The sequence below is a fragment of the Spirillospora sp. NPDC046719 genome, assembly GCF_040645715.1.
Classification (GTDB): domain Bacteria; phylum Actinomycetota; class Actinomycetes; order Streptosporangiales; family Streptosporangiaceae; genus Spirillospora.
Map to the genome: position 1 here is coordinate 1 of NZ_JBEYYT010000035.1, position 21,355 is coordinate 21,355.

Annotated in this window: 23 protein-coding genes; all 23 read left to right on the top strand. The window is 72.2% G+C overall.

The window, feature by feature from the left end; translation table 11 throughout:
• The coding region (locus ABZ914_RS09140; RefSeq protein ID WP_500192512.1) for an SDR family oxidoreductase at window positions 1–1,708 on the top strand (1,708 nt) is incomplete at its 5' end.
• A gap of 55 nt (window positions 1,709–1,763) precedes the next feature.
• A complete protein-coding gene (locus ABZ914_RS09145; RefSeq protein ID WP_500192513.1) occupies window positions 1,764–2,633 on the top strand; it encodes an NAD(P)H-binding protein in 870 nt (289 codons plus the stop codon).
• Window positions 2,620–3,204: an antibiotic biosynthesis monooxygenase gene (locus ABZ914_RS09150; protein ID WP_500192514.1), complete on the top strand. Its 585-nt coding sequence runs from the start codon at window positions 2,620–2,622 to the stop codon at window positions 3,202–3,204. The genes ABZ914_RS09145 and ABZ914_RS09150 overlap by 14 nt, the downstream gene beginning before the upstream one ends.
• Entirely contained in the window at window positions 3,201–4,091 is an 891-nt protein-coding gene (locus ABZ914_RS09155) for an alpha/beta hydrolase family protein (protein ID WP_500192515.1), read from the top strand. Before ABZ914_RS09150 ends, ABZ914_RS09155 begins: the two co-directional genes overlap by 4 nt.
• A complete protein-coding gene (locus ABZ914_RS09160; protein ID WP_500192516.1) occupies window positions 4,058–5,281 on the top strand; it encodes a cytochrome P450 family protein in 1,224 nt (407 codons plus the stop codon). The genes ABZ914_RS09155 and ABZ914_RS09160 overlap by 34 nt, the downstream gene beginning before the upstream one ends.
• Window positions 5,278–5,511 (top strand): ferredoxin, encoded by a 234-nt coding sequence (locus ABZ914_RS09165; RefSeq protein WP_500192517.1) that lies wholly within the window; start codon window positions 5,278–5,280, stop codon window positions 5,509–5,511. Before ABZ914_RS09160 ends, ABZ914_RS09165 begins: the two co-directional genes overlap by 4 nt.
• Window positions 5,508–6,284, top strand: coding sequence for a class I SAM-dependent methyltransferase (locus tag ABZ914_RS09170; RefSeq protein WP_500192518.1), 777 nt, complete (start codon window positions 5,508–5,510; stop codon window positions 6,282–6,284). Before ABZ914_RS09165 ends, ABZ914_RS09170 begins: the two co-directional genes overlap by 4 nt.
• Before the next feature lie 11 nt (window positions 6,285–6,295).
• Window positions 6,296–6,643: a TcmI family type II polyketide cyclase gene (locus ABZ914_RS09175; RefSeq protein WP_500192519.1), complete on the top strand. Its 348-nt coding sequence runs from the start codon at window positions 6,296–6,298 to the stop codon at window positions 6,641–6,643.
• Window positions 6,640–7,911, top strand: a complete 1,272-nt coding sequence (locus ABZ914_RS09180; protein ID WP_500192520.1) for a beta-ketoacyl-[acyl-carrier-protein] synthase family protein — start codon at window positions 6,640–6,642, stop codon at window positions 7,909–7,911. Before ABZ914_RS09175 ends, ABZ914_RS09180 begins: the two co-directional genes overlap by 4 nt.
• Window positions 7,908–9,128 carry a ketosynthase chain-length factor gene (locus ABZ914_RS09185; protein ID WP_500192521.1) on the top strand — a complete coding sequence of 407 codons (1,221 nt, stop codon included), beginning with the start codon at window positions 7,908–7,910 and terminating at the stop codon, window positions 9,126–9,128. Before ABZ914_RS09180 ends, ABZ914_RS09185 begins: the two co-directional genes overlap by 4 nt.
• 30 nt (window positions 9,129–9,158) lie before the next feature.
• Window positions 9,159–9,422, top strand: a complete 264-nt coding sequence (locus tag ABZ914_RS09190) for an acyl carrier protein (protein WP_500192522.1) — start codon at window positions 9,159–9,161, stop codon at window positions 9,420–9,422.
• A gap of 18 nt (window positions 9,423–9,440) precedes the next feature.
• Window positions 9,441–10,226 (top strand): 3-oxoacyl-ACP reductase FabG, encoded by a 786-nt coding sequence (fabG, locus tag ABZ914_RS09195; protein ID WP_500192523.1) that lies wholly within the window; start codon window positions 9,441–9,443, stop codon window positions 10,224–10,226.
• Between the two features lie 8 nt (window positions 10,227–10,234).
• Complete coding sequence (locus ABZ914_RS09200; RefSeq protein WP_500192524.1) at window positions 10,235–11,176, top strand: aromatase/cyclase; 942 nt, start codon at window positions 10,235–10,237, stop codon at window positions 11,174–11,176.
• Window positions 11,177–11,284: 108 nt separating this feature from the next.
• Entirely contained in the window at window positions 11,285–12,292 is a 1,008-nt protein-coding gene (locus ABZ914_RS09205) for an ABC transporter ATP-binding protein (RefSeq protein WP_500192525.1), read from the top strand.
• A 120-nt stretch (window positions 12,293–12,412) separates the two neighbouring features.
• Window positions 12,413–13,009, top strand: a complete 597-nt coding sequence (locus tag ABZ914_RS09210) for an NADPH-dependent FMN reductase (protein WP_500192526.1) — start codon at window positions 12,413–12,415, stop codon at window positions 13,007–13,009.
• Between the two features lie 143 nt (window positions 13,010–13,152).
• Window positions 13,153–14,535 (top strand): NDP-hexose 2,3-dehydratase family protein, encoded by a 1,383-nt coding sequence (locus tag ABZ914_RS09215; protein ID WP_500192527.1) that lies wholly within the window; start codon window positions 13,153–13,155, stop codon window positions 14,533–14,535.
• A gap of 17 nt (window positions 14,536–14,552) precedes the next feature.
• Window positions 14,553–15,839, top strand: a complete 1,287-nt coding sequence (locus ABZ914_RS09220; RefSeq protein ID WP_500192528.1) for a beta-ketoacyl-[acyl-carrier-protein] synthase family protein — start codon at window positions 14,553–14,555, stop codon at window positions 15,837–15,839.
• Window positions 15,836–16,915: a beta-ketoacyl synthase N-terminal-like domain-containing protein gene (locus tag ABZ914_RS09225; protein WP_500192529.1), complete on the top strand. Its 1,080-nt coding sequence runs from the start codon at window positions 15,836–15,838 to the stop codon at window positions 16,913–16,915. Before ABZ914_RS09220 ends, ABZ914_RS09225 begins: the two co-directional genes overlap by 4 nt.
• Complete coding sequence (locus ABZ914_RS09230; RefSeq protein WP_500192530.1) at window positions 16,912–17,268, top strand: ApeI family dehydratase; 357 nt, start codon at window positions 16,912–16,914, stop codon at window positions 17,266–17,268. Before ABZ914_RS09225 ends, ABZ914_RS09230 begins: the two co-directional genes overlap by 4 nt.
• Complete coding sequence (locus tag ABZ914_RS09235; protein WP_500192531.1) at window positions 17,265–17,717, top strand: 3-hydroxyacyl-ACP dehydratase FabZ family protein; 453 nt, start codon at window positions 17,265–17,267, stop codon at window positions 17,715–17,717. The genes ABZ914_RS09230 and ABZ914_RS09235 overlap by 4 nt, the downstream gene beginning before the upstream one ends.
• Before the next feature lie 110 nt (window positions 17,718–17,827).
• The gene (locus tag ABZ914_RS09240) at window positions 17,828–19,576 is read left to right on the top strand and encodes an acetyl/propionyl/methylcrotonyl-CoA carboxylase subunit alpha (RefSeq protein ID WP_500192532.1); all 1,749 of its coding nucleotides are present in this window, start codon (window positions 17,828–17,830) and stop codon (window positions 19,574–19,576) included.
• Between the two features lies 1 nt (window position 19,577).
• The gene (locus ABZ914_RS09245; protein ID WP_190853632.1) at window positions 19,578–20,534 is read left to right on the top strand and encodes a 3-oxoacyl-[acyl-carrier-protein] synthase III C-terminal domain-containing protein; all 957 of its coding nucleotides are present in this window, start codon (window positions 19,578–19,580) and stop codon (window positions 20,532–20,534) included.
• A complete protein-coding gene (locus ABZ914_RS09250; RefSeq protein WP_500192533.1) occupies window positions 20,531–21,346 on the top strand; it encodes a hypothetical protein in 816 nt (271 codons plus the stop codon). Before ABZ914_RS09245 ends, ABZ914_RS09250 begins: the two co-directional genes overlap by 4 nt.
• The last annotated feature ends 9 nt before the right edge of the window (window positions 21,347–21,355 follow it).

Consider the following 21,355-nt stretch of genomic DNA (forward strand, 5'->3'; position numbering starts at 1 on the left):
GATCCCGGACCGCCGCTTCCAGCGGCTGCCGGCGGGCCTGGCCATCGCGGCCCGGCGCGGCGACGGCGTCACCCGGGTGATGGCCCACGAGTTCGGCCGCGCGGCCGTCGCGCGGCCGGGCGCTCCCACGTTCGACGAGATCACCGGCATCTGGCGGCGTGTCACCGGCGAGGACATCGGCGACGGTACGCCGCTGTGGGTGGACGCCTTCGGCGACGCGTCCCGGCAACTGGCGCGCTACCGGCACGGCCGGGTGCTGTTCGCCGGCGACGCGGCCCACGTCCAGATGCCCGCGGGCGGCCAGGCCCTCAACCTCGGCCTGCAGGATGCCTTCAACCTGGGCTGGAAGCTTGCTCTGGTCGCTCGGGGCAGGGCGCCTGCCGCTCTGCTGGACGGTTACCACGACGAACGGCACGCGGTCGGCGCGCGGGTGCTGGCCGGCATCAGGGCCCAGGCGCTGCTCCTGCTCGGAGGCCCCGAGGTGGAGGCGGTGCGGGCGGTGTTCGCCGAGCTGATCGACCATGAGCCGGTCCGCCGCCACCTCGCGGGGACGATCTCCGGCCTCGACATCCGCTACGACATCCCGGACGAGACGAACCCGCGTCGGGGAAGCCGCCTCGTGCCCGCCGACCCCGCTCCGCTTCGGACGGGCCGCGGCCTGCTGCTCGACCCGTCCGGCGAGCTGCGCCGCGTCGCCGCCCGCTGGGCCGACCGGGTCAGCACGGTCACCGCCGTGTCCCCGGCGGAGGGCGGTTGCCTCGTCCGCCCGGATGGTTACGCAGCGTGGGCCGCCACCGGCACCGACGACGGCACGAGCCTCGCGGCGGCGCTCGAACGGTGGTTCGGACCCCCGACACCCACCTTCACCCCGGAAACGCCGAGGACCCCGCGAATCCCGGAAACCCCGCGAACGACCCGGCGATCAACCCCGAAACGGAGTGCGGACATGGACAGGTTCACCGGCAAGACGGCCCTGGTCACCGGGGCCAGCCGCGGGATCGGACGGCAGATCGCGACCCGGCTCGCGAGCGAGGGCGCGCTGGTCGCGGTGCACTACTCGGGAGGCCGGGAGGCGGCCGACGAGGTCGTCGCCGCGATCGAGGCGGACGGCGGCCGGGCCTTCACCGTTCAGGCCGAGTTCGGCAAGCCGGGTGATGTGCACCAGCTCTTCCTCGAACTCGAACACGGCCTCAAGGAGCGCACCGGCTCGGTCGATCTGGACATCCTCGTCAACAACGCCGGCGTGATGGGCGGCACCGCCCCTGAGGAGACCACCCCCGAGAAGTTCGACGAGCTCTTCGCGGTCAACGCCAAGGCTCCGTTCTTCATCATCCAGCGCGCGGTCTCCAACCTCACCGCGGGCGGCCGCGTCATCAACATCTCGTCCGGCCTCACCCGCTTCGCCAACCCGGACGAGATCGCCTACGCGATGACCAAGGGCGCCGTGGAGCAGCTCGCGCTGCACTTCGCCAAGATCCTCGCGCCGCGCGGCATCACGATCAACAGCGTCGCACCCGGCATCACCCGCAACGGCGACCCGGTCTTCGACATCCCCCAGGCCGTCGAGCAGATGGGGGCGCTGTCGGCGTTCAACCGCGTCGGCGAGCCCGCCGACGTCGCGGATGTGGTCGCGTTCCTCGCCTCCGCCGACGCCCGCTGGGTGACGGGCGCCTTCATCGACGCCACCGGCGGCACGCTGCTCGGCTGAGGCCGCCCCTCAGGCCGCCCCGGAAGCAGACACCGAAGCCGCAAAGGAGAATCCCATGAGTGTGCCCTGCAAGGTCCTGATCACGGCGGCGACCGGCAACGTCGGCCCGCACGCCGCCCGGCACCTGCTGGAGGCGGGCGTCTCGGTCCGCGCGCTGGTGGTGAAGGACGACCCGAACATCGGACGGCTGCCCGCGGGCGTGGAGCTGGTCGAGGGCGACCTCGGCGACCCCGGCTCGATCGACGCCGCGCTCGACGGGATCAAGGGCGTCTTCTGGATGTGGCCGTTCTTCACGCTCGGCACGGAGACCGCGCTGGACGTCCTCCAGAAGATCGAGAAGCAGGCGAGCAGGCTCGTCCTGGTCTCGTCGGTCGGCGTCCACATCGGCCTCGAACCGCGCGACAACAACTGCCACGCCTACCTCGAAGGGCTGATCGAGGACCACACCAGCGACCTGGAGTGGACGTTCCTGCGCACCACCGGGTTCATGGCGAACGCCCTCGGATTCGCGCCCCAGGTCCGCAACGGCGGCGTCGTCCACTTCCCGTACGGCGCGGCGGCCCGCACGTCCGTCCACGAGGGCGACCTCGCGGCGGTCGGCGTGCGGGCCCTCACCAGTGACGGCCACGCGGGGAAGCGCTACCTGGTCACCGGCCCCGAACTCCTCACCCAGGAGGAGCAGCTGCACATCATCGGGGAGGAGATCGGCCGCGAGCTGACGTGGGAGGACGTCCACGCCGACGCCGCCCGCGAGCAGATGGTCGCCGCGGGCTGGCCGCCCGACTACGCCGACGGCGCCCTCGACTACTTCAAGCAGCTGACCGGCGAGCCCGAGGTCGGGTCGGACGTCGTACGAGAGGTCACCGGCAAGCCCGCCCGCACGTTCCGCGACTGGGCGAGGGAGCGCGCGGATGCCTTCCGCTGAGCACACCGAGGGCGCCGAGCACGTCACGTTCGAGATCTTCCGCACCGACGGTCCCGCGACGACGGGCGCCCTGGTCGAGGCGGCCAAGGGGCTCCTCGACTCCGTCACGGCCCGGGTCCACACCGCGCTGGACGACATGGCCGTCGTGATCCGCACAGTGCGGCCGGACGCCGCGTCCAGCCACACCACGGGCAAGCTGGCCGACCACGCGGGCGTGCTCTCGACGACGACGTTCCAGGGCACCTCCGTCCCCGGGCTGACCGGCCCCGAGGCCGGGCGGGAACCGGGGATCGTGGCGGTCGCGACCCGGCACTTCGCGGGCCGCGACTCCGCCGACGCGGTGCTGCGGCTGCTCGCGGGCAGCGGCGAGTGGAAACGCGGCTTCCCCGGCTTCATCTCGGCGACGCCCTATCTCAGCCCGGACGGACGGACGTTCGTCAACTACCCGATGTGGGTGGATGAGGCGGCCTACCGGGCGTGGATGGCCGACCCGCGGATCGCCGAAGGCCAGGAGGAGATCGCCCGCCTGGAGGTGGCGCCGCCCGAGTACCTCGTCTGCTGCGTGACATGACCGGGATCGTGCTGGACGCCGCGGGCGTCCCGATCTCGGCGCTGCTGGCGGAGCCGCCGGGCGGCGCGCCGCCTCGCGCGGTCATCGCGGCGCTGCACGGGGCGGGCCTGCGCGCCGGCTACTTCGACGGCCGGGCCGACCCGGGGCAGTCGCTGCTGCGCCTCGGCGCACGCCTCGGATTCTCGGTGCTGGCGCTCGACCGGCCCGGCTACGGCGCCTCGGCCGAGGTTCTCCCCGACGGGCAGCCGCTCGTCGAGCAGGCGGCCACCGTGCACGCGGCGCTCGCCGACTTCGCCGCCCACCACCCGACCGGTGCGGGGATCTTCCTCCTCGGGCACTCCTACGGCGGCAAGCTCGCGCTCGTCACCGCCGCCGACGAGACCCGGGGCGACACCCTCCTCGGGATCGACGTCTCGGGCGTCGGCCACCGGTACGCGGTGGACGAGCGCCACGTCGCCAGGTTCAAGGAACGGGAAACCTGGGCGATGCACTGGGGGCCGCTGAGCCTCTACCCGCCGGGGACCTTCCGGTCCGCCGGCCCGATCACCGCCGACGTGCCGGCCTGGGAGACCGCGGAGGCCTGGGACTGGCCGGACCGCTACCCGGACTTCGCCGCCCGCGTGCGGGTGCCGATCCGGGTCACCTTCGCCGAGCACGAACGCTGGTGGCACCACGACGAGGAGTCCCTCAGGGAGCTGGCCGCCGGCCTGAAGACCGCACCGCTGGTCGTCGTCGACCGGCTGGCCAACGCCGGGCACAACCTCAGCCTCGGTGTGGCCGCGCGCACCTATCACCTGCGGGCCCTCGCGTTCCTCGAGGAATGCCTGGCAACACCCCGTACTGGAGGCCTGCGATGGGCGAATCAGGACACTCGGCAGCGCTGCTGAGTCCGGACTACTACCAGAACCCGTATCCCACGTTCGCGTGGCTCAGGGAGAACTCCCCGGTGCACGAGTTCCGGTTCCCGGCGGGCGACGTGCGCATGTGGATCGTGACGCGCTACGCCGACGTGCGCACCGTGCTCGGCGATTCGCGCTTCAGCTCCCAGGGCGGCACGTGGGGGAGCGAGGAGTTCAAGGCGGCCGGGCTGGTGGCCGGCGCAGGCAGCGTGCTGGAGAAGGCGGTCACGGTCGTCGACCCGCCCGACCACACCCGCCTCCGCCGCCTCGCCATGCGCGCGTTCACCCCGCGCCGCATCGAGGAGTGGCGCGGGATCGTCGCGCAGACCGTGACCGCGGCCCTCGACCGCTGCCAGGAGCTCGGGCGCTTCGACGTGATGGAGGACTTCGGCGGCGTGGTGTCGGCCGGGGTGATGGGCGAGATCCTCGGCTTCCGCATCGAGCGGCACGAGGAGCTGGTCGAGACGCTGGCCAAGGTCTTCCCGTCCGATCCGGCGCTCATGGAGCACGTTCCCGAGGGCATGGCCCAGATCTGCGCCTACGCGGAGCAGCTCGTCACCGAGAAGCGCGCCGCGCCCGCGGACGACCTCGTCTCCGACCTCGTCCAGGCCGGGGAGGCGGGCGACCGGCTGTCGCGGGACGAGCTCGTCGCGATGGTCGCGGCCATGATCCTGGCGGGCAGCGACACGATCCGCGCGTTCGTCGGGAACGCCGTGCTGGCGCTGCTCGACCACCCCGACCAGGCGGCGCTGCTGCGCTCCCGGCCCGACCTCGCGCCGGGGGCCGTCGAGGAGCTGCTGAGGTACGAGGGCGCGCTGAGCACCGCCCTCTTCCGGCTGGCGACCGAGGACCTGGAGCTGAACGGGACCAAGCTGCCCGCCGGAGCCCCGGTGATCGCGGCGATCCTCGCCGCCAACCGCGACCCGCGCCGGTTCGACGATCCGGACCGCCTGGACATCACCCGGACCGGCGTCCGCCACCTCGGTCTCGGCCATGGCCTGCACAACTGCCTCGGTGCGGCGCTCGCCCGCCTGGAGGGAGAGATCGCCGTCCCGGCACTGCTCCGGAGGTTCCCGGGGCTGGAGCCCGCCCTCCCGCGTGACGAGATCCGCTACATCGACAACTGGGCGATGCGCCGCATCGAGCGGCTTCCGGTCGTCCCCACCCCGGCGCGATGAGGGCGCGGCTGCGGATCGACCGCGAGCTGTGCGTCGGCAGCGGCCTCTGCGAGGCGATGTCGCCCGAGCTCTTCACCCTCGCCGACGACGGGCTGGCCGTCCTGAACGAGCGGCGGCTCGCCGACCTCGCCCGCATCGCGACCGCGCAGGACGTCGCCGACTGCTGTCCCAGCGGCGCGATCGTCCTCGAGCGAGACCACGACACCGACCAGGAAGGGGCAGGGCGTTGACGGAGACCGAGACCCGCGCCGCCGACACCAGCGAGGCGATCATCGCCCCGCTGTGGGAGCGCAACTACGACTGGCTGACGACCCGGATCATCCAGGGGCTACCGCTCGAACCGACCTGGCACTGCCTCGACGTGGGCGCCGGCGGCGGGTCGATGTCCTACTGGCTGGCCGAACGGGTCCCGCAGGGCTCGGTCATCGCGGTCGACACCGACACCAGCCTGCTCGACCACGGCCGGGCGCCGAACCTGATCGTCGAGGAGGCCGACATCACCGTCAAGGGGCCCGACAAGCCGGCGTCGCTCGACTTCATCCTCATCCGGGCCGTGCTGTCGCTCGTCCCCGACGCGGACGAGCTGATCGCCCGCGCGGTGAGCTGGCTGCGGCCCGGCGGCTGGCTGCTCGCCGAGGACTTCTACTTCATGCCCGCCGCCGACAGCCCGACCGAGAACGGACGGGCCGTGGTCGGCGCGTACACCAGGGCGTTCGAGCTCGGCGGCGCCGACCCCCGGGTGGGGCGGCGCCTGCCGCACCTCCTGCCCACGGCCGGGCTGACCGACGTGGAGACGAAAGTGCGGCCGCTCGGCCCGGGCACGGGCGAGACGGAGAACGCCCTGATGCGGGCCCGGATGGAGCTCCAGGGGCAGCCGCTGATCGACAACGGGCTGCTCACCGCCGCGGAGATCGGCGAGTTCGTCGGCGCGATGGACCGGCCGGAGGGGCGGGACGTCACCACCCTGCTGTTCTCCGTGTGGGGCCGGCGGCCGAGCCGGTGAAGGAGGAGCCCGTGACCGAGAAGAGGACCCAGCCCATGCACAGCACCCTGATCGTCGCCAAGATGGCCGGTGACGACAGCGCCGACGTCGCGCGGCTCTTCGCCGAGTTCGACCGGACGGACATGCCGCACCTGATGGGAACCCGGCGCCGGCAGCTGTTCAAATACCAGGGCCTGTACTTCCACCTGCAGGACTTCGACTCCGAGAGCGGCGGCGACGCCATCGAGGAGGCCAAGGCGCACCCGCTGTTCAAGCGGATCAGCGAGGACCTCCGGCCGTTCATCACGCCGTACGACCCGAACTGGCGCACGCCGTCGGACGCCATGGCGGCCCGCTTCTACCGGTGGGATCCGCGGTGATCCGGCGCGTCGTCGTCACCGGGATCGGGGTGCTCGCCCCGGGCGGCCTGGGCGTGAAGAACTACTGGAGCCTGCTCACCGAGGGGCGCACCGCGACCCGCGGCATCACCTTCTTCGACCCTTCGCCGTTCCGCTCCCGGATCGCGGCCGAGTGCGACTTCGAGCCCGCCGCGCACGGCCTGACCCCGCAGGAGATCCGGCGGATGGACCGGGCCGCGCAGTTCGCCGTGGTCGCCACGCGCGAGGCGGTCGCCGACAGCGGGATCGAGTTCGGCGAGGAGGACCTGACCCGCACCGGCGTCACGGTCGGCAGCGCGGTCGGCGCCACCATGGGGCTCGAGGAGGAGTACCGCGTCGTCAGCGACGACGGCCGGCTCTGGAACGTCGATCCCGACTACGTCGTCCCGCACCTCTACAACTATCTGGTGCCCAGTTCGTTCGCCGCGGACGTGGCGTGGGCGGTCGGCGCCGAGGGACCCGCCGCCGTGGTGTCCACCGGCTGCACCTCCGGGCTGGACTCGGTGGGGTACGCGGCGGAGCTGGTCCGGGAGGGCACCGCCGACGTGATGATCGCCGGGGCGGCCGACGCCCCGATCTCGCCGATCACGCTCGCCTGCTTCGACGCGATCAAGGCGACCAGCCCGCGCAACGACGACCCCGAGACGGCCTCACGGCCGTTCGACGGGACGCGCGACGGCTTCGTGCTCGGTGAGGGCGCGGCCATGTTCGTGCTGGAGGAGCTGGAGAGCGCGAGGCGGCGCGGGGCCCGGATCTACGCCGAGATCGCGGGGTACGCGACGCGCTGCAACGCCTACCACATGACCGGTCTCAGGCCGGACGGCCGGGAGATGGCCGAGGCGATCGGCGGTGCCTTGGCGGAGGCGCGGCTGCCCGGTGGGAGCGTGGACTACGTCAATGCGCACGGCTCGGGCACCAGGCAGAACGACCGGCACGAGACCGCCGCGTTCAAGCGCGGCCTGGGCGCCCACGCCTACCGGACCCCGGTCAGCTCGATCAAGTCGATGATCGGCCATTCGCTGGGCGCCATCGGCTCGCTGGAGATCGCCGCGTCGCTGCTGGCGATCGACCAGGACGTGGTACCGCCGACCGCCAACCTGCACACGCCCGACCCCGAGTGCGACCTGGACTACGTGCCGCTCGCAGCCCGCGAGCAGCGCACCGACGTGGTGCTGACGGTCGGCAGCGGTTTCGGCGGGTTCCAGAGCGCGATGGTGCTGGCCGATCCCGAACGGGTCGACGCGACGTGAGCGAGCCGCAGGGGCGCCGCGCGGTCGTCACGGGAATCGGTGTGACGGCGCCCAACGGTCTCGGCACGGCGGCGTTCTGGACGTCGACGCGCGCCGGCACGAGCGGGATCGCGCCCGTCAAACGGTTCGACGCGGCCGGTTACCCGGCCCGGCTCGCCGGAGAGGTGCCCGGGTTCGTCGCCGAGGACCACCTGCCGAGCCGGCTGCTCCCGCAGACCGACCACATGACCCGGCTGGCCCTGGTCGCGGCGGACTGGGCGCTCCAGGACGCCGGGGCCGCCCCGGCGGATCTGCCCGAGTACGGGATGGGTGTGGCCACGGCCGCGTCGTCGGGCGGGTTCGAGTTCGGCCAGCGCGAGCTGCAGAACCTGTGGAGCAAGGGGAGCCGGCACGTCAGCGGCTACCAGTCGTTCGCCTGGTTCTACGCCGTCAACACCGGCCAGATCTCCATCCGCAACGGCATGCGCGGCCCGTCCAGCGTCGTCGTCAGCGACCAGGCGGGCGGGCTGGACGCCGTCGCCCAGGCCAGGCGGCAGATCCGCAAGGGAACCGGGCTGATGCTCACCGGCGGCGTCGACGGCTCGGTGTGCCCGTGGGGCTGGGTGGCGCAGCTCGCCTCCGGGCGGCTGAGCCGCGGCGACGTCCCCGACCGCGCCTACCAGCCCTTCGACCGGGCGGCCCGCGGGCATGTCGCGGGCGAGGGCGGCGCGATCCTCGTCGTCGAGGACTCCGCGTCCGCCGCCGAACGGGGCGCCCCCCGCTACGGCGAGATCGCGGGCTGCGCCGCCACGTTCGACCCCAAGCCGGGCAGCGGGCGGCCACCCGGGCTGCGCCGCGCGATCGAACTGGCGCTCGCCGACGCCGGGCTGGCCCCCGCCGACATCGATGTCGTCTTCGCCGACGCGGCCGCGGTGCCCGAGCTCGACCGGATCGAGGCCGCGGCGATCGGCGCGGTCTTCGGCCCGGGCGGGGTGCCGGTCACCGCGCCCAAGACGATGACCGGCCGCCTCTACTCCGGGGCGGGCCCGCTCGATCTGGCGGCCGCCCTGCTCGCGCTGCGCGACCAGGTCATCCCGCCCACGGTGAACGTGACCCCGGCCGCCGAGTACGAGCTCGACCTGGTGGCCGGCGCCGCCCGCCCGGCCCGCCTGCGGGCCGCGCTGGTGCTGGCCCGCGGCCACGGCGGCTTCAACTCCGCGATCGTGCTGCGTGCCTGATATCGGAACACACGAAAGAGGGATCGATCCATGGCTGACCAGGAGTTCACCCTGCCCGACCTCCGGCGCGTGCTGGTACAGGCCGCCGGCGAGGTGGCCGGGCTCGACGGCGACATCCTCGATGTCGGCTTCGAGGAACTGGGCTACGACTCGCTCGCCCTGCTGGAGGCCTCCGGCCGCATCGAACGCGAGCACGGCATCCGGCTGGAGGAATCGGCACTCGTCGACGCCCGGACGCCGCGGGCGCTGCTCGCGGTCGTCAACGCCACCCTTCCCGCCGCCGGTGCGGCCTGAGCGACCCGAGGAGCCGACATGCCCACCACATCGCATCCGCACGCCATCGTCACCGGGGCGACCAGCGGGATCGGCCTCGCCGTCACCCGGACCCTGGCGGCGCAGGGCCACCGCGTCTTCATCTGTGCCCGAAGCGCCGAGAACGTGACCACCGTCGCCAAACGGCTCACCGACGAGGGACTCGAGGTCGACGGGGCCGCGTGCGACGTCCGCGACGCCGCCGAGATCGCCCGGCTCGTCCGGGCGGCCGTGGACCGCTTCGGCCCGGTGGACGTGCTGGTCAACAACGTCGGCCGCAGCGGCGGCGGGGTGACCGCGGACATCTCCGACGACCTGTGGTTCGACGTCATCGACACCAACCTCAACAGCGTCTTCCGGATGACCCGCGAGGTGCTGAACGCGGGTGGCATGCGGGCCGGGGACCGCGGCCGCATCGTCAACATCGCGTCCACGGCGGGCAAGCAGGGCGTCGTGCTCGGCGCCCCGTACTCGGCGTCCAAGCACGGTGTGGTCGGGTTCACCAAGGCGCTGGGCAACGAGCTCGCCCCGACCGGCATCACGGTGAACGCGGTGTGCCCCGGCTATGTCGAGACCCCGATGGCCGAAAGGGTCCGGCAGGGCTACGCCGCCGCGTGGGACACCACGGAGGACGCCGTCATGGCGAAGTTCTCCGCCAAGATCCCGCTCGGCCGCTACTCCACCCCGGAGGAGGTGGCCGGGCTGGTCGGATACCTGGTCACCGACACCGCGGCCTCGATCACCGCCCAGGCGCTCAACGTCTGCGGCGGCCTCGGCAACTTCTAAGGGAGCAGATGATGACGACGCGCGAGGTCGAGCACGAGATCACCGTGGACGCCCCGGCGGCGGACGTCTACCGGCTCATCGCCGAGGTGGCGAACTGGCCGCGGATCTTTCCGCCGACCGTCCATGTCGCCCACCTGGAACGCGGCGACCGCGCGGAGCGAATCCAGATCTGGGCCACCGCCAACGGCGAGCCCAAGACCTGGACGTCGCGCCGCAGCCTCGATCCCGATGGGCTGTGCATCACCTTCCGCCAGGAGAAGAGCACCCCGCCGGTGGCCTCGATGGGCGGCACCTGGATGATCGAACCCGCGGGCGAGGGCCGCAGCCGCATCCGGCTGCTGCACGACTACCGCGCGATCGACGACGATCCCGCCGGGCTGGCCTGGATCGACGAGGCGGTGGACCGCAACAGCCGGTCCGAGCTGGCCGCCCTCAAGACCAACGTCGAGGCGGCCATCGCCGCCGAGGCGGACCTGCTGCTGTCGTTCGAGGACACACTCCGGGTGGACGGTTCGGCTGAGGACGTCTACGACTTCCTGAACGAGGCGCAGCTCTGGGAGAAACGGCTGGCGCACGTGGCCAGGGTCGAGCTCACCGAGGACGAGCCCGGCGTCCAGATCCTGGAGATGGACACCCGGACCAAGGACGGCTCGACGCACACCACCAAGTCGATCCGGGTGTGCTTCCCGCATGAGCGGATCGTCTACAAGCAGATCGGGCTGCCCGCGCTGCTCAGCCTGCACACCGGCTACTGGTTGATCCGGCCGGAAGGCGACGGCGTGACCGTCACCGCCGAGCACACCGTCGTCATCGACTCGGCCAACATCGCGACGGTCCTCGGCGCCGGGGCGGGTGTCGCGGAGGCCAAGGCGTTCGTGCGGAAGGCGCTCAGCGGAAACAGCACCGCCACCCTCGGCTACGCGAAGGAGTACGCCGAGGGCGCGAGGTGACGGTGAAGCACGGAACCGAGTCCAATGCCTTGACTCAACGCCTTGACTTCAACCTCGGTTCAAGTCGCACGGTGAGGTTTGTCGCCCGAGACGGACCTTGGAGACCCCGTGTTGCTCCGGCTCTTGCAGGACACCCGCACCGCGGTGGCGGTGCTCGGCCTCGGCCTGGTCGCGATCGCGCTCAGCGTGATCGCGGTCCCGAAGACTCGGCGCGCCGCCGCCCGTGCCGAGCGCGTCCAGGAGATCCACAACGACGAACCCGGCCGCGCACCGGGCCCTGAACCCGGTGCCGGGCCCGGCCCTGAACCCGGTGCCGGGCCCGGCTCTGAACCCGGCCTCGAACCCGGTGCCGGGCCCGGCGTGGTGCCGCCGCAGGGCCTGGTCGAGCTGCGCGGCGTGGAGTTCAGGTGTTCGGGCACGGGCCTGCCCGTTCTCCAGAACATCGACCTGGTGGCCGGGCCGGGCGAGATCGTCGCGGTGACCGGCGCCGCCGGCAGCGGCAAGAGCACCCTGCTCCAGCTCATCCGGCGCCTGTTCGACGCCCGCGAGGGGCAGGTGCTCATCAACGGCGTGAACGTGCGGGACCTGGCCCCAGGCCGCCTCGCCGAGATCGTCGGCTACGTGCCGCAGAAGGCCTTTCTGTTCGGCGGGACGATCGGAGCCAACCTGCGGTACGGGCGGCTCGATGCGACCGACGCCGAGCTCTGGCACGCGCTGGACATCGCGCAGGGCACGGGTTTCGTGGCGGGTCTGCTGCAGGGCCTGGAGACGGAGATCCCGGAGGGCGGCGCAGGCCTGCCCGACGGCCATCGCCAGCGGCTGGCCATCGCCCGCGCGCTGGTCCAGCGGCCGGAGATCTACCTCTTCGACGACGTGTTCGCCTCGCTCGACCACATCACCGACGCGGCCCTGCGCGCCGCGCTCGCCGCCGAGACCGAGGATGCGACGGTCATCATCGCGGCCCGGCGAATCGGCACGATCCGGCATGCCGACCGGATCGTGGTGCTCGACAGGGGCCGCATCGCCGGGATCGGCACGCACGACGAACTGATGGCGGAGAACGGCGTCTACCGGCGGGCCGCGCAGTCCCAGCTCGGCGAACGGCAGGCGAAGTAAGCGAACGGGGACGGCTCGGAGCGTCGCACGAATGCCGGCCCGGAGGCTTGACCTCAACCTCGGTTCAACTTTTAGCCTCGAGATCACAGACGCATTCGAATATCATCCGAAAGGACCGTCATGGCCGAAAAGAAACTGCGTCTCCTGGTGATTGTCGGAAGCGTGCGGGGTGGGCGCCTGGCCCCGACCGTCGGCAATTGGTTCGCCGCGGAGACGAAGGAATTCGGTGAGTTCGAGGTCGATCTGCTCGATCTCGCGGACGTCGACCTGCCGCTGTCGATGCCGGCGTTCGGTGAGGAGCTCCCGCCCGAGGTGAAGGCCGTCCAGGAACCGCTGACAGAGCGGGTGGCCAGGGCGGACGCCTACGTCGTCGTCACACCCGAGTACAACCACAGCTACCCGGCCGCGCTCAAGAACGTGATCGACTGGCACCTCACCGAGTGGGCGGCCAAGCCGGTCGGGTTCGTCTCGTACGGCGGCGTCTCCGGCGGCCTGCGCGCCACCGAGCACCTGCGCGGGGTGTTCGCCGAGCTGCACGCGGTGACCGTGCGCGAGACCGTCAGCTTCACCAACGCCTGGGAACACTGGGACGAGCAGGGCAATGGGCCCAAAGAGCCCGAGATCTGCCGCGACGCGGCCAAGAGGCTCCTGGTCCAGTTGCACTGGTGGGCGCGGGTGCTCGCGGACGCCAAGGAGAAGATGCCCTACCCGGCCTGACAGCCGGCCCCGCACGAGACCGACCTCACGGCCCCCGCTCGGTCTCGCCGTCCCCTGTCACAGGGGACCCAGAGGAGGCGCGACGCGTTCGCGCCTCCTCTGCGTTTCCGGGGGTCTCTCTCGTCGATGGAGGAGTGGAACCGATGAGCACCCCGACCGTCTCCCCGCTCCGGCCGCGCGCCGAATCCGGGCTGGCCGCCCGGCTCGCCCGGTCCGCCGCCGCGGTCACCGAGGGCGCGGACCTGACCACCGAGGGCGTGTTCGGCTGGATGGCCGAACGCGTCGCGACCCACGACTTCAAGGTGGACCGGATCCCCTTCGCCGAGCTCGACGGCTGGTCGTTCGACGCGGCCACCGGAGACCTGCGCCATCGCAGCGGGCGGTTCTTCTCCGTCGAAGGGCTCCGGGCCCGGGTGAACGACACGACCGGCGTCGTGCCGGACCGCGAGTGGGCGCAGCCGATCCTCAACCAGCCCGAGATCGGCATCCTCGGGCTGCTGGTCAAGGAGTTCGACGGAGTCCCGCACGTCCTGCTGCAGGCCAAGATGGAGCCCGGTAACTCCAACCTGCTCCAGCTGTCGCCGACCGTGCAGGCCACGTGGAGCAACTACAACCGGGTCCACGAGGGCACCGCGGTCGGTTACCTCGAGTACTTCAACGGGCCCGAGCGTGGCCGGGTGCTCGCGGACGTGCTGCAGTCCGAGCAGGGCTCGTGGTTCTTCCGCAAGGTCAACCGCAACGTGATCGTGGAGGTGACCGGCGAGGTCCCACCGCACGAGGACTTCCGCTGGCTGACCCTTGGGCAGATCGGGGCGCTGCTGCGCCGCGACACCATCGTCTCGATGGACCTGAGGTCGGTGCTCTCCTGCCTGCCGTTCGACCGGGCCGAGGCCGGCGCTCTGCACGCCGACGCCGACGTGCTCTCCTGGTTCACCGGCGTGCGCAGCCGGTACGACGTGCGCTCCTCCTGCATGCCGCTCGCGGACGTGCCGGGCTGGGTGCGCACCGACTCGGTCATCCGGCACGAGACGGGCCGCTACTTCCGCATCGTCGGCGTCGGCGTCCAGGCGAGCAGCCGCGAGGTCGCCGGCTGGACCCAGCCGCTGCTGGAGCCCGTCGAGCCAGGGGTCATCGCGTTCCTCTCCTGCCGGATCGAGGGAGTCCCGCACGTCCTCGCGCACGCCCGATCCGAGGGTGGGTTCGCCGACTCGGTGGAGATCGGTCCCACCGTCCAGTGCACGCCGGGCCAGCACGCGGACACCGCGGACCGGCCCGCGTTCCTGGACCAGGTGCTGACGGCGGATCCGGCGCGCGTCCGCTACTCGGCGGTGCAGTCGGAGGAGGGCGGCCGGTTCCTGAACGCCGACAACCGGTACCTGGTGATCGACGTCGACGAGCCGTTCGCACCCCCGCCCAACTACCGCTGGGTCACGCACGGCCAGCTCAATCTGCTGGTCCGGCACGGTCACTACCTCAATGTCCAGGCCCGCACGCTGCTCGCGTGCCTCAACTCCATGTCCGCGTAGCGCCGATGGGGAGCCACATGTCTGAAGCCGCGGTACGCGTGGTCGTCACCGGGATCGGGGTCATCTCGAGCATCGGGACGGGCGCGGAGGAGTTCACCCGGGGCCTGCGGGAGGGCCGCAGTGGCATTTCGCCGATCACCTCGTTCGACACCACCGGGTTCGAGCATGTCAACGGCGGTGAGGTGCACGGCTTCAAGCCCGCCGAGTGGATTCGCCGCACGCCGGTGGAGACGCTCGGCCGGGCCGCCCGGTTCTCGGTGGCGGCCGCCCGGATGGCGGTCGCGGACGCCGGCCTCACCGACCCGGAGCTGGCCGGCCGCCGGGCGCACATCTGCGTGGGCACGACCGACGGCGAGTCCCGCGAGCTGGACCTGCTCACCGAGCACCTTCTCGAGGCGGAGCCGCAGCGGGGGGCGCGGGGGGCCGTCCCTCCACGGGCGACACGGCTCGCGGAAGAGCCGCGGTCGTGGATCCCCAAGACCGCGGCGGCCGTCCCTGCGGGCCGGCTGTCCGCGGCCATCGCGGCCGAACTCGGCATGTCCGACGTGGACGCGAGGACGCTCACCACAGCGTGCTCGGCGGGGAACTACGCGATCGGCTCCGGCCTCGACGCGCTCAGGCTCGGCGAGGCCGACCTGGCCCTGTGCGGCGGCGCCGACGCCGTCTGCCGGAAGACGTTCACCGCGTTCTACCGGCTGGGCACGATCGCGCCCGACGTCTGCCGCCCGTTCGACAAGGACCGGGAGGGCATCATCACCGGCGAGGGCGGCGCCGTCCTGGTGCTGGAGACCCTGGAGTCCGCACGGCGAAGGGGAGCGAGGATCTACGCCGAGGTGCTCGGCTACGGCCTCAACTGCGACGCGTATCACCCCGTCGCGCCGGACCAGGACAGCATCGCCCGCTGCATGGAACTCGCCCTCAAGGACGCGGACGTGCGCCCCGAACAGGTCGATCTCATCTCGGCGCACGGCACCGGCACGAAGGCCAACGACGTCACCGAATGCCGCGCCGTCCACGAGGTGTTCGGCGGCCGCCCGCCACGCACGGTCTCTCTCAAGTCGATGCTCGGCCACACCATGGGCGCCGCCAGCGCGCTGGCGGCGGCGGCCTGCTCGCTCGCCCTCACGCACGGCTTCGTCCCGCCGACCATCAACCATCGCCAGACCGATCCGGAGTGCGACATCGACTGCGTCCCCAATCGCTTCGTGCCGGCGGACCTGGAGGTCGTGCAGAGCAACGGGCTGGCCTTCGCGGGCAACAACTGCGTGGTGCTCTTCGGCAAATACAAGGGGCAGGGCTCATGAACGACTCGGCACGCGGTGGCGCCCTCCGGCCGGTCATCACGGCCTGGTCGGCCTTCTCCCCGTACGGGCGGGGCCGAGCGGCCTTCACCGAGGGGGTCGCCGAAGGGCGGACGGCCGTCGGTGTGCTCGACCGGGACAGCTGGGACACCCCGGACGAGCGCGCGGGGCTGGTGCCCGGCTTCGAGACGCGCGCGGTGCTCGGCAAGAAGGGCACCCGCGGCATGGACCGGCTGGCCGGGCTCGCCGTCGCCACCGTGCGCGACCTGCACGCGGAGCGGCCCGGCGACGCGACGACCGCGCTGGTGCTCGGCACGACCACGGGCAGCGCCCAGACGATGATGGACATCACCCGGACCGGGCTGACGGCGCCGCTGCCCTATCTCATCGACCCCGCCGCCATCCCGTACGGCGTCATGAACGGTGCCGCGGGCCAGTGCGCGATCTGGCACGGCTACCACGGCCCCAACGCCACGATCGCCGCCGGCAGGCCGACCGGCCTGGCGGCCCTCGGCTACGCGCGGCGGCTGCTGCGCGCCAGACGGGCGCGGACCGTGGTGTGCGGCGCTGCCGAGGACTACAGCCACGCGCGTTCGTGGCTGGAGTCCCACGGCGAAGACGGCGTCGAGGGCACGGTGCTGGGCGAGGGCTGCGCGATGTTCGCGGTCGGCCTGCCGCCCGCGGACGGCGGCCCGGTGCTGGCCGAGGTGCTCGCGCTGGACTTCCGGATCTGCCTGGACGGGGAGTGGGGCGCCGCCGTCGACCGCTCGGTGCGGACGGTCCTGAGCCCGAGCGGCGCGGACGTCTGGATCGCCTGTGCCTCGGGCGCCGCAGGGCCGGCAGGGAAGGCCGAGCAGGCGGCGCTCGACGAGGCCGCGCCCGCGGAGACCCGCCTCACCCCGCTGCCGGAGTTCATCGGGGAGACCCATGCCGCCTCGGCCGCGTTCCAGCTCGGCGCCGTGCTGGGCCTGGCCGAGCGGACCCCTGAGGCGGCCGGCCGGACCGCGGTGATCACCTCGGTCGATCCGCCGAGCGGCACGGTCGCCGCGGCGCTGCTGCGATTGGGGGAGCGGCGGTGACGCCGGACGTGGCGAGCCCGGTCGTGGCGGTGCCCGTGGCAGGGGAGACACGGGCGAGCGTCGCCGTCGACCCGGCGGAGACCGTGTTCGCCGGGCACTATCCCGGGCAGCCGATTCTGCCGGGCGTCTGCGTCGTGGAGTACGTGCGGCTGGCCACCGCACCGCCGGGCTGGCGGCTGGCGGACATCGAGTCGAGCCGGTTCCTGCGGCCGGTGCTGCCCGCCGACCGGCTCACGATCGAGTGGACCTGGTCGGACGAGGGGCCGGACCGGCGCTGCTCGGCCACGGTCTCGACGGAACGCGGCGTCACCGCGAGGGTGAGGCTCCGATTCGTGCGGGAGGACGCGACGTGATCGGCGCGGACGGGCTCAAGGGACTGCTGCCGCATCGCTATCCCATGCTGCTGGTCGATCGTGTGACCGAGGTCGTGCCCGGCGAGCGGCTGACCGCGCTCAAGGCGGTGACCTGCAACGAACCGTGGTATGCCGCGCTGCCGGACGGGGCGGGCGATCTCGCGCACGACTACCCGGCCGTCCTGCTGGTCGAATCATGGTGCCAGGCGGCCGGTGTGCTGGCGGGCGGCGCTGGCCGCGAGGCGGGCCGGGTGCCGCTCCTGGGGGGCGTCTCGGACGTGCGGCTGGTCGGCCGGGTGCGGCCGGGCGACGTGCTGACGCACCACGTCCGGCTTATCCGGGACGTGGCCGACACGCTCATCTTCGCCGGGGCGACCACCGTGGCGGACCGGCCCGTGATGGAGGTCGGCCGGGCGACGATGGCCGTGCGCTCCATAAAGCCCATTTAGTGCAATTAGCGCAATCTTAGAGCTGGCGCTCTTGTGTGCCGAGGTGTGCCGAAGAGAGCATCAAGTATCTCCCGACAAGTGTCCTTATCGGGCGAATTTCCGGAGGCCGCGTGCGCAAGATTCTGATCGCCAACCGTGGTGAGATCGCGGTTCGTATTGCTCGCGCCTGTCGCGATGCGGGTTTGGCGAGTGTCGCGGTGTACGCCGATCCCGATCTGGACGCGTTGCACGTTCGGGTCGCCGACGAGGCGTATGCGCTGGGCGGTGCGTCCGCCGCCGACAGCTACCTGGACATCGACAAGCTGTTGAAGGTCGCGGCCGAGGCGGGTGCGGACGCGGTGCACCCCGGTTACGGGTTCCTGGCCGAGAACGCCGACTTCGCCGCCGCGGTCGGGGACGCGGGGTTCACCTGGATCGGGCCGCCGCCCGCCGCGATCACCGCGTTGGGTGACAAGGTCAAGGCCCGGCACATCGCGGCCAAGGTCGGCGCGCCCTTGGTGGCCGGAACCAAGGACCCCGTCTCGGGCGCGGACGAGGTCGTCGCGTTCGCCGTCGAGCACGGCCTGCCGATCGCGATCAAGGCCGTCTACGGCGGCGGCGGTCGCGGCCTGAAGGTCGCCCGTGCCCTGGAGGAGATCCCCGAACTGTACGACTCGGCGGTCCGTGAGGCGGTCGCCGCGTTCGGCCGAGGCGAGTGCTTCGTCGAACGCTACCTGGACAAGCCCCGGCACGTGGAGACCCAGTGCCTGGCCGACCAGCACGGCAACGTCGTGGTCGTCTCCACCCGCGACTGCTCGCTGCAACGCCGCCACCAGAAACTGGTCGAGGAGGCTCCGGCGCCGTTCCTGGCCGGCGAGCAGGTCGACCTGCTTCGCACCTCCTCCAAGGCCATCCTGCGGGAGGCCGGGTACGTCGGGGCGGGCACGTGCGAGTTCCTGGTCGGCCAGGACGGGACGATCTCGTTCCTGGAGGTCAACACCCGGCTGCAGGTCGAGCACCCGGTCACCGAAGAGGTCACCGGGATCGACCTGGTCCGCGAGATGTTCCGGATCGCCGACGGCGAACCGCTCGGCTACACCGACCCCGAACCACACGGCCACTCCATCGAGTTCCGCCTCAACGCCGAAGAGCCCGGCCGCGGCTTCCTGCCCGCGGTCGGCACGCTCACCACCCTGCAACCACCGACGGGCCCGGGCGTGCGGCTGGACACCGGCTACACGCAAGGCGAGACCGTGCCCCAGGCGTTCGACTCACTGATCGCAAAACTCATCGTCACCGGAGCCGATCGCCACCAGGCCATCCAACGCGCCCGCCGCGCCCTGACGGAATTCCGCGTCGAAGGCGTGCCCACCGTGCTGCCCTTCCACCAGGCCGTCCTCAACGACCCCGCCTTCACCCCGGCCGACGACACCCCCTTCACCGTCCACACCCGCTGGATCGAAACCGAGTTCGACAACCGGATCCTGCCGCGTGATCCGCCCGAGGCCGCTGAGGAGGTCAGGCGGGAGCGGGTCACGGTGGAGGTGGCGGGCAGGCGCATCGAGGTGCTCGTCCCCGCTCTTGCCGCGGCGCCGCCCGCGAACGGGAGAGCCGCGCCCGTCCGGCGGCGCGGCGCCAAGAAGGGCGGTGACCCCCGGGCGTCCGGGGACTCGTTGGTCAGCCCGATGCAGGGCACGTTGGTGAAGATCCTCGCGGTGGAGGGCACGGCCGTCGCGGCCGGCGACACCGTCGCCGTGCTGGAGGCCATGAAGATGGAGCAGCCCCTCACCGCCCACAAGGCCGGAACGATCACCGGTCTGGCCGCCGAGGTCGGCCAGACCGTCTCCAGCGGCACGGTCATCTGCGAGATCAAGGACTGAGATGCTGAGCGGATCACTCACACTGGACGCCGTCGCGTCGCACTTTCCGGAACGGACGGTCACGGTCGAGGAACGGGCCGCGGAGCTGGGGCTCAACGCGGCGCAGACCCATCTGTTCCGCCGGATCCAGGGGCTGGACCGGATGCGGATCGACCCGGAGATGGATCTCTACGACCTGCTGCTGCCGGCCGCGCGCGAGGCCCTCGCCGCCGCCGACCCCCGGTCCGTCCGCTACCTGATCTACGTGCACGCGGCGCAGGAGATCGGGCCGTCCACGGTCGACCCCGCCCGCGAGATCCGGGACGCGCTGGGCCTTCGGGACGCCACGGCGTTCGCGCTCACCCATCAGAGCTGCGCGGGCGGCCTGAGCGCGATCGACACCGCCGGGGCGCTCCTGCAGGCCGACGGCGACCCGTCCGCCACCGCGCTGATCGTGGCGGGGGAGAAGAACTACAGCCGCGGCACCCAGGTCATCTACAACGCCTGCCTTCTCGCCGAGGGTGCGGCGGCCTGCCTGGTGTCGTGGAACGGCCCGGGCGACCCCGTCCGCTCGTTCGTCGCCCGCACGCACGGCGAGCACTCCAGGCCGCAGCGCGTGCAGGGCGCAGTGGCGAACCGCATCCCCGAGGACCGCGCCACGCTGTTCGGCTCGGTGATGAAGGAGGCGGCGGCGCGGGCAGGGTGCGATCTCGCCGACATCCAGACCGTCATCTCGACCAACTCCAACATCGTCTTTCTGGGCGACATGACGCAGTACATGGAATTCCGGCCCGGAATGGTCTTCATGGACAACGTCCCCCGATACAGCCACTGCCTCGCCGCCGACCCGTTCATCAACTACGTGACGCTGCGCGATGAGAAACGGCTCGAGCCGGGACGCCATCAGCTGTTCTGGACCGTGGGAGTCGGCATGACCCTGGCCGCCATGGTCATCACCCACGTCGGGGGTGACCGATGAGGGGCCTGCGGCTGCACGGTACCGCCGCGATCGCCGAGGTCCCGGAACAGGCGATCCAGCTCACCCCGGCGGGACGCGAGTACTTCGGCGACCTGGTCGAGCCGTTCGGCGCCAAGGTCGACGAGGACCTCCTGCAACGCCCGGGCGGGCATGTCTCCTACACCGACCTCGTCGAACGGCTGGTCGGGGAGGCCCCGGAGACGGCGATGGATCCGGACCTCGTGCTCCTCGCGTACGGCTTGCCGGACCTCAGCCCGGCGGTGAGCGTCGCCCCGTACCTGAACCATCTGACCGGCGGGCGGGCGATCGGCTTCGCCGTGACCGAGCAGGGGCTGGGCGCCCCGTTCACCGCGCTGCGCACCGCGGCCGCGTTCGCCCGGGTCGGCCGGTGCGAGCGGTTCGTGCTGGCCGCGGTCGAGCAGGCCCGGGTGCCGAGCCGCGACCCCGTGGTCCACGACCAGCGGCTGCACGGCTCGGGCGTCCTGCTCGTCTTCGACGTGTCGCCCGGCCCGGGCGTGGTCGAGGCGGTGCCCGCGCCGGTGGAGCCCGGTGGCCTGTGGGACAAGGTGGCCGAGGCCGCGGGCACGGAGGGGCGCACGCTGGTCGTGGTCGGGCCATGGGCGTCCCGGCTGGAAGAGCCCCTGGAGGTCGCCGCCGACGTTCACCCGGTCGGGCCCGGCCACTACTGCACGAGCGTCTGGCTCGCTCTGGCCGAGCACGGCGCGCGCTGGACGGCCGAGTACGACCGGCTGGTGCTCTGCGACCGTGACCCCCGGTCGGGGGACGGCCACCTGGCCGTCCTCGGAGCTTGACTTGAACCA

Bases quoted from the DNA above. Each gene is read 5' to 3' on its own strand.
- ABZ914_RS09145 (WP_500192513.1), top strand. From the start codon at position 1,764: ATGAGTGTGCCCTGCAAGGTCCTGATCACGGCGGCGACCGGCAACGTC.
- ABZ914_RS09150 (WP_500192514.1), top strand. From the start codon at position 2,620: ATGCCTTCCGCTGAGCACACCGAGGGCGCCGAGCACGTCACGTTCGAG.
- ABZ914_RS09155 (WP_500192515.1), top strand. From the start codon at position 3,201: ATGACCGGGATCGTGCTGGACGCCGCGGGCGTCCCGATCTCGGCGCTG.
- ABZ914_RS09160 (WP_500192516.1), top strand. From the start codon at position 4,058: ATGGGCGAATCAGGACACTCGGCAGCGCTGCTGAGTCCGGACTACTAC.
- ABZ914_RS09165 (WP_500192517.1), top strand. From the start codon at position 5,278: ATGAGGGCGCGGCTGCGGATCGACCGCGAGCTGTGCGTCGGCAGCGGC.
- ABZ914_RS09190 (WP_500192522.1), top strand. From the start codon at position 9,159: ATGGCTGACCAGGAGTTCACCCTGCCCGACCTCCGGCGCGTGCTGGTA.
- fabG (WP_500192523.1), top strand. From the start codon at position 9,441: ATGCCCACCACATCGCATCCGCACGCCATCGTCACCGGGGCGACCAGC.
- ABZ914_RS09200 (WP_500192524.1), top strand. From the start codon at position 10,235: ATGATGACGACGCGCGAGGTCGAGCACGAGATCACCGTGGACGCCCCG.
- ABZ914_RS09210 (WP_500192526.1), top strand. From the start codon at position 12,413: ATGGCCGAAAAGAAACTGCGTCTCCTGGTGATTGTCGGAAGCGTGCGG.
- ABZ914_RS09215 (WP_500192527.1), top strand. From the start codon at position 13,153: ATGAGCACCCCGACCGTCTCCCCGCTCCGGCCGCGCGCCGAATCCGGG.
- ABZ914_RS09220 (WP_500192528.1), top strand. From the start codon at position 14,553: ATGTCTGAAGCCGCGGTACGCGTGGTCGTCACCGGGATCGGGGTCATC.
- ABZ914_RS09225 (WP_500192529.1), top strand. From the start codon at position 15,836: ATGAACGACTCGGCACGCGGTGGCGCCCTCCGGCCGGTCATCACGGCC.
- ABZ914_RS09245 (WP_190853632.1), top strand. From the start codon at position 19,578: ATGCTGAGCGGATCACTCACACTGGACGCCGTCGCGTCGCACTTTCCG.
- ABZ914_RS09250 (WP_500192533.1), top strand. From the start codon at position 20,531: ATGAGGGGCCTGCGGCTGCACGGTACCGCCGCGATCGCCGAGGTCCCG.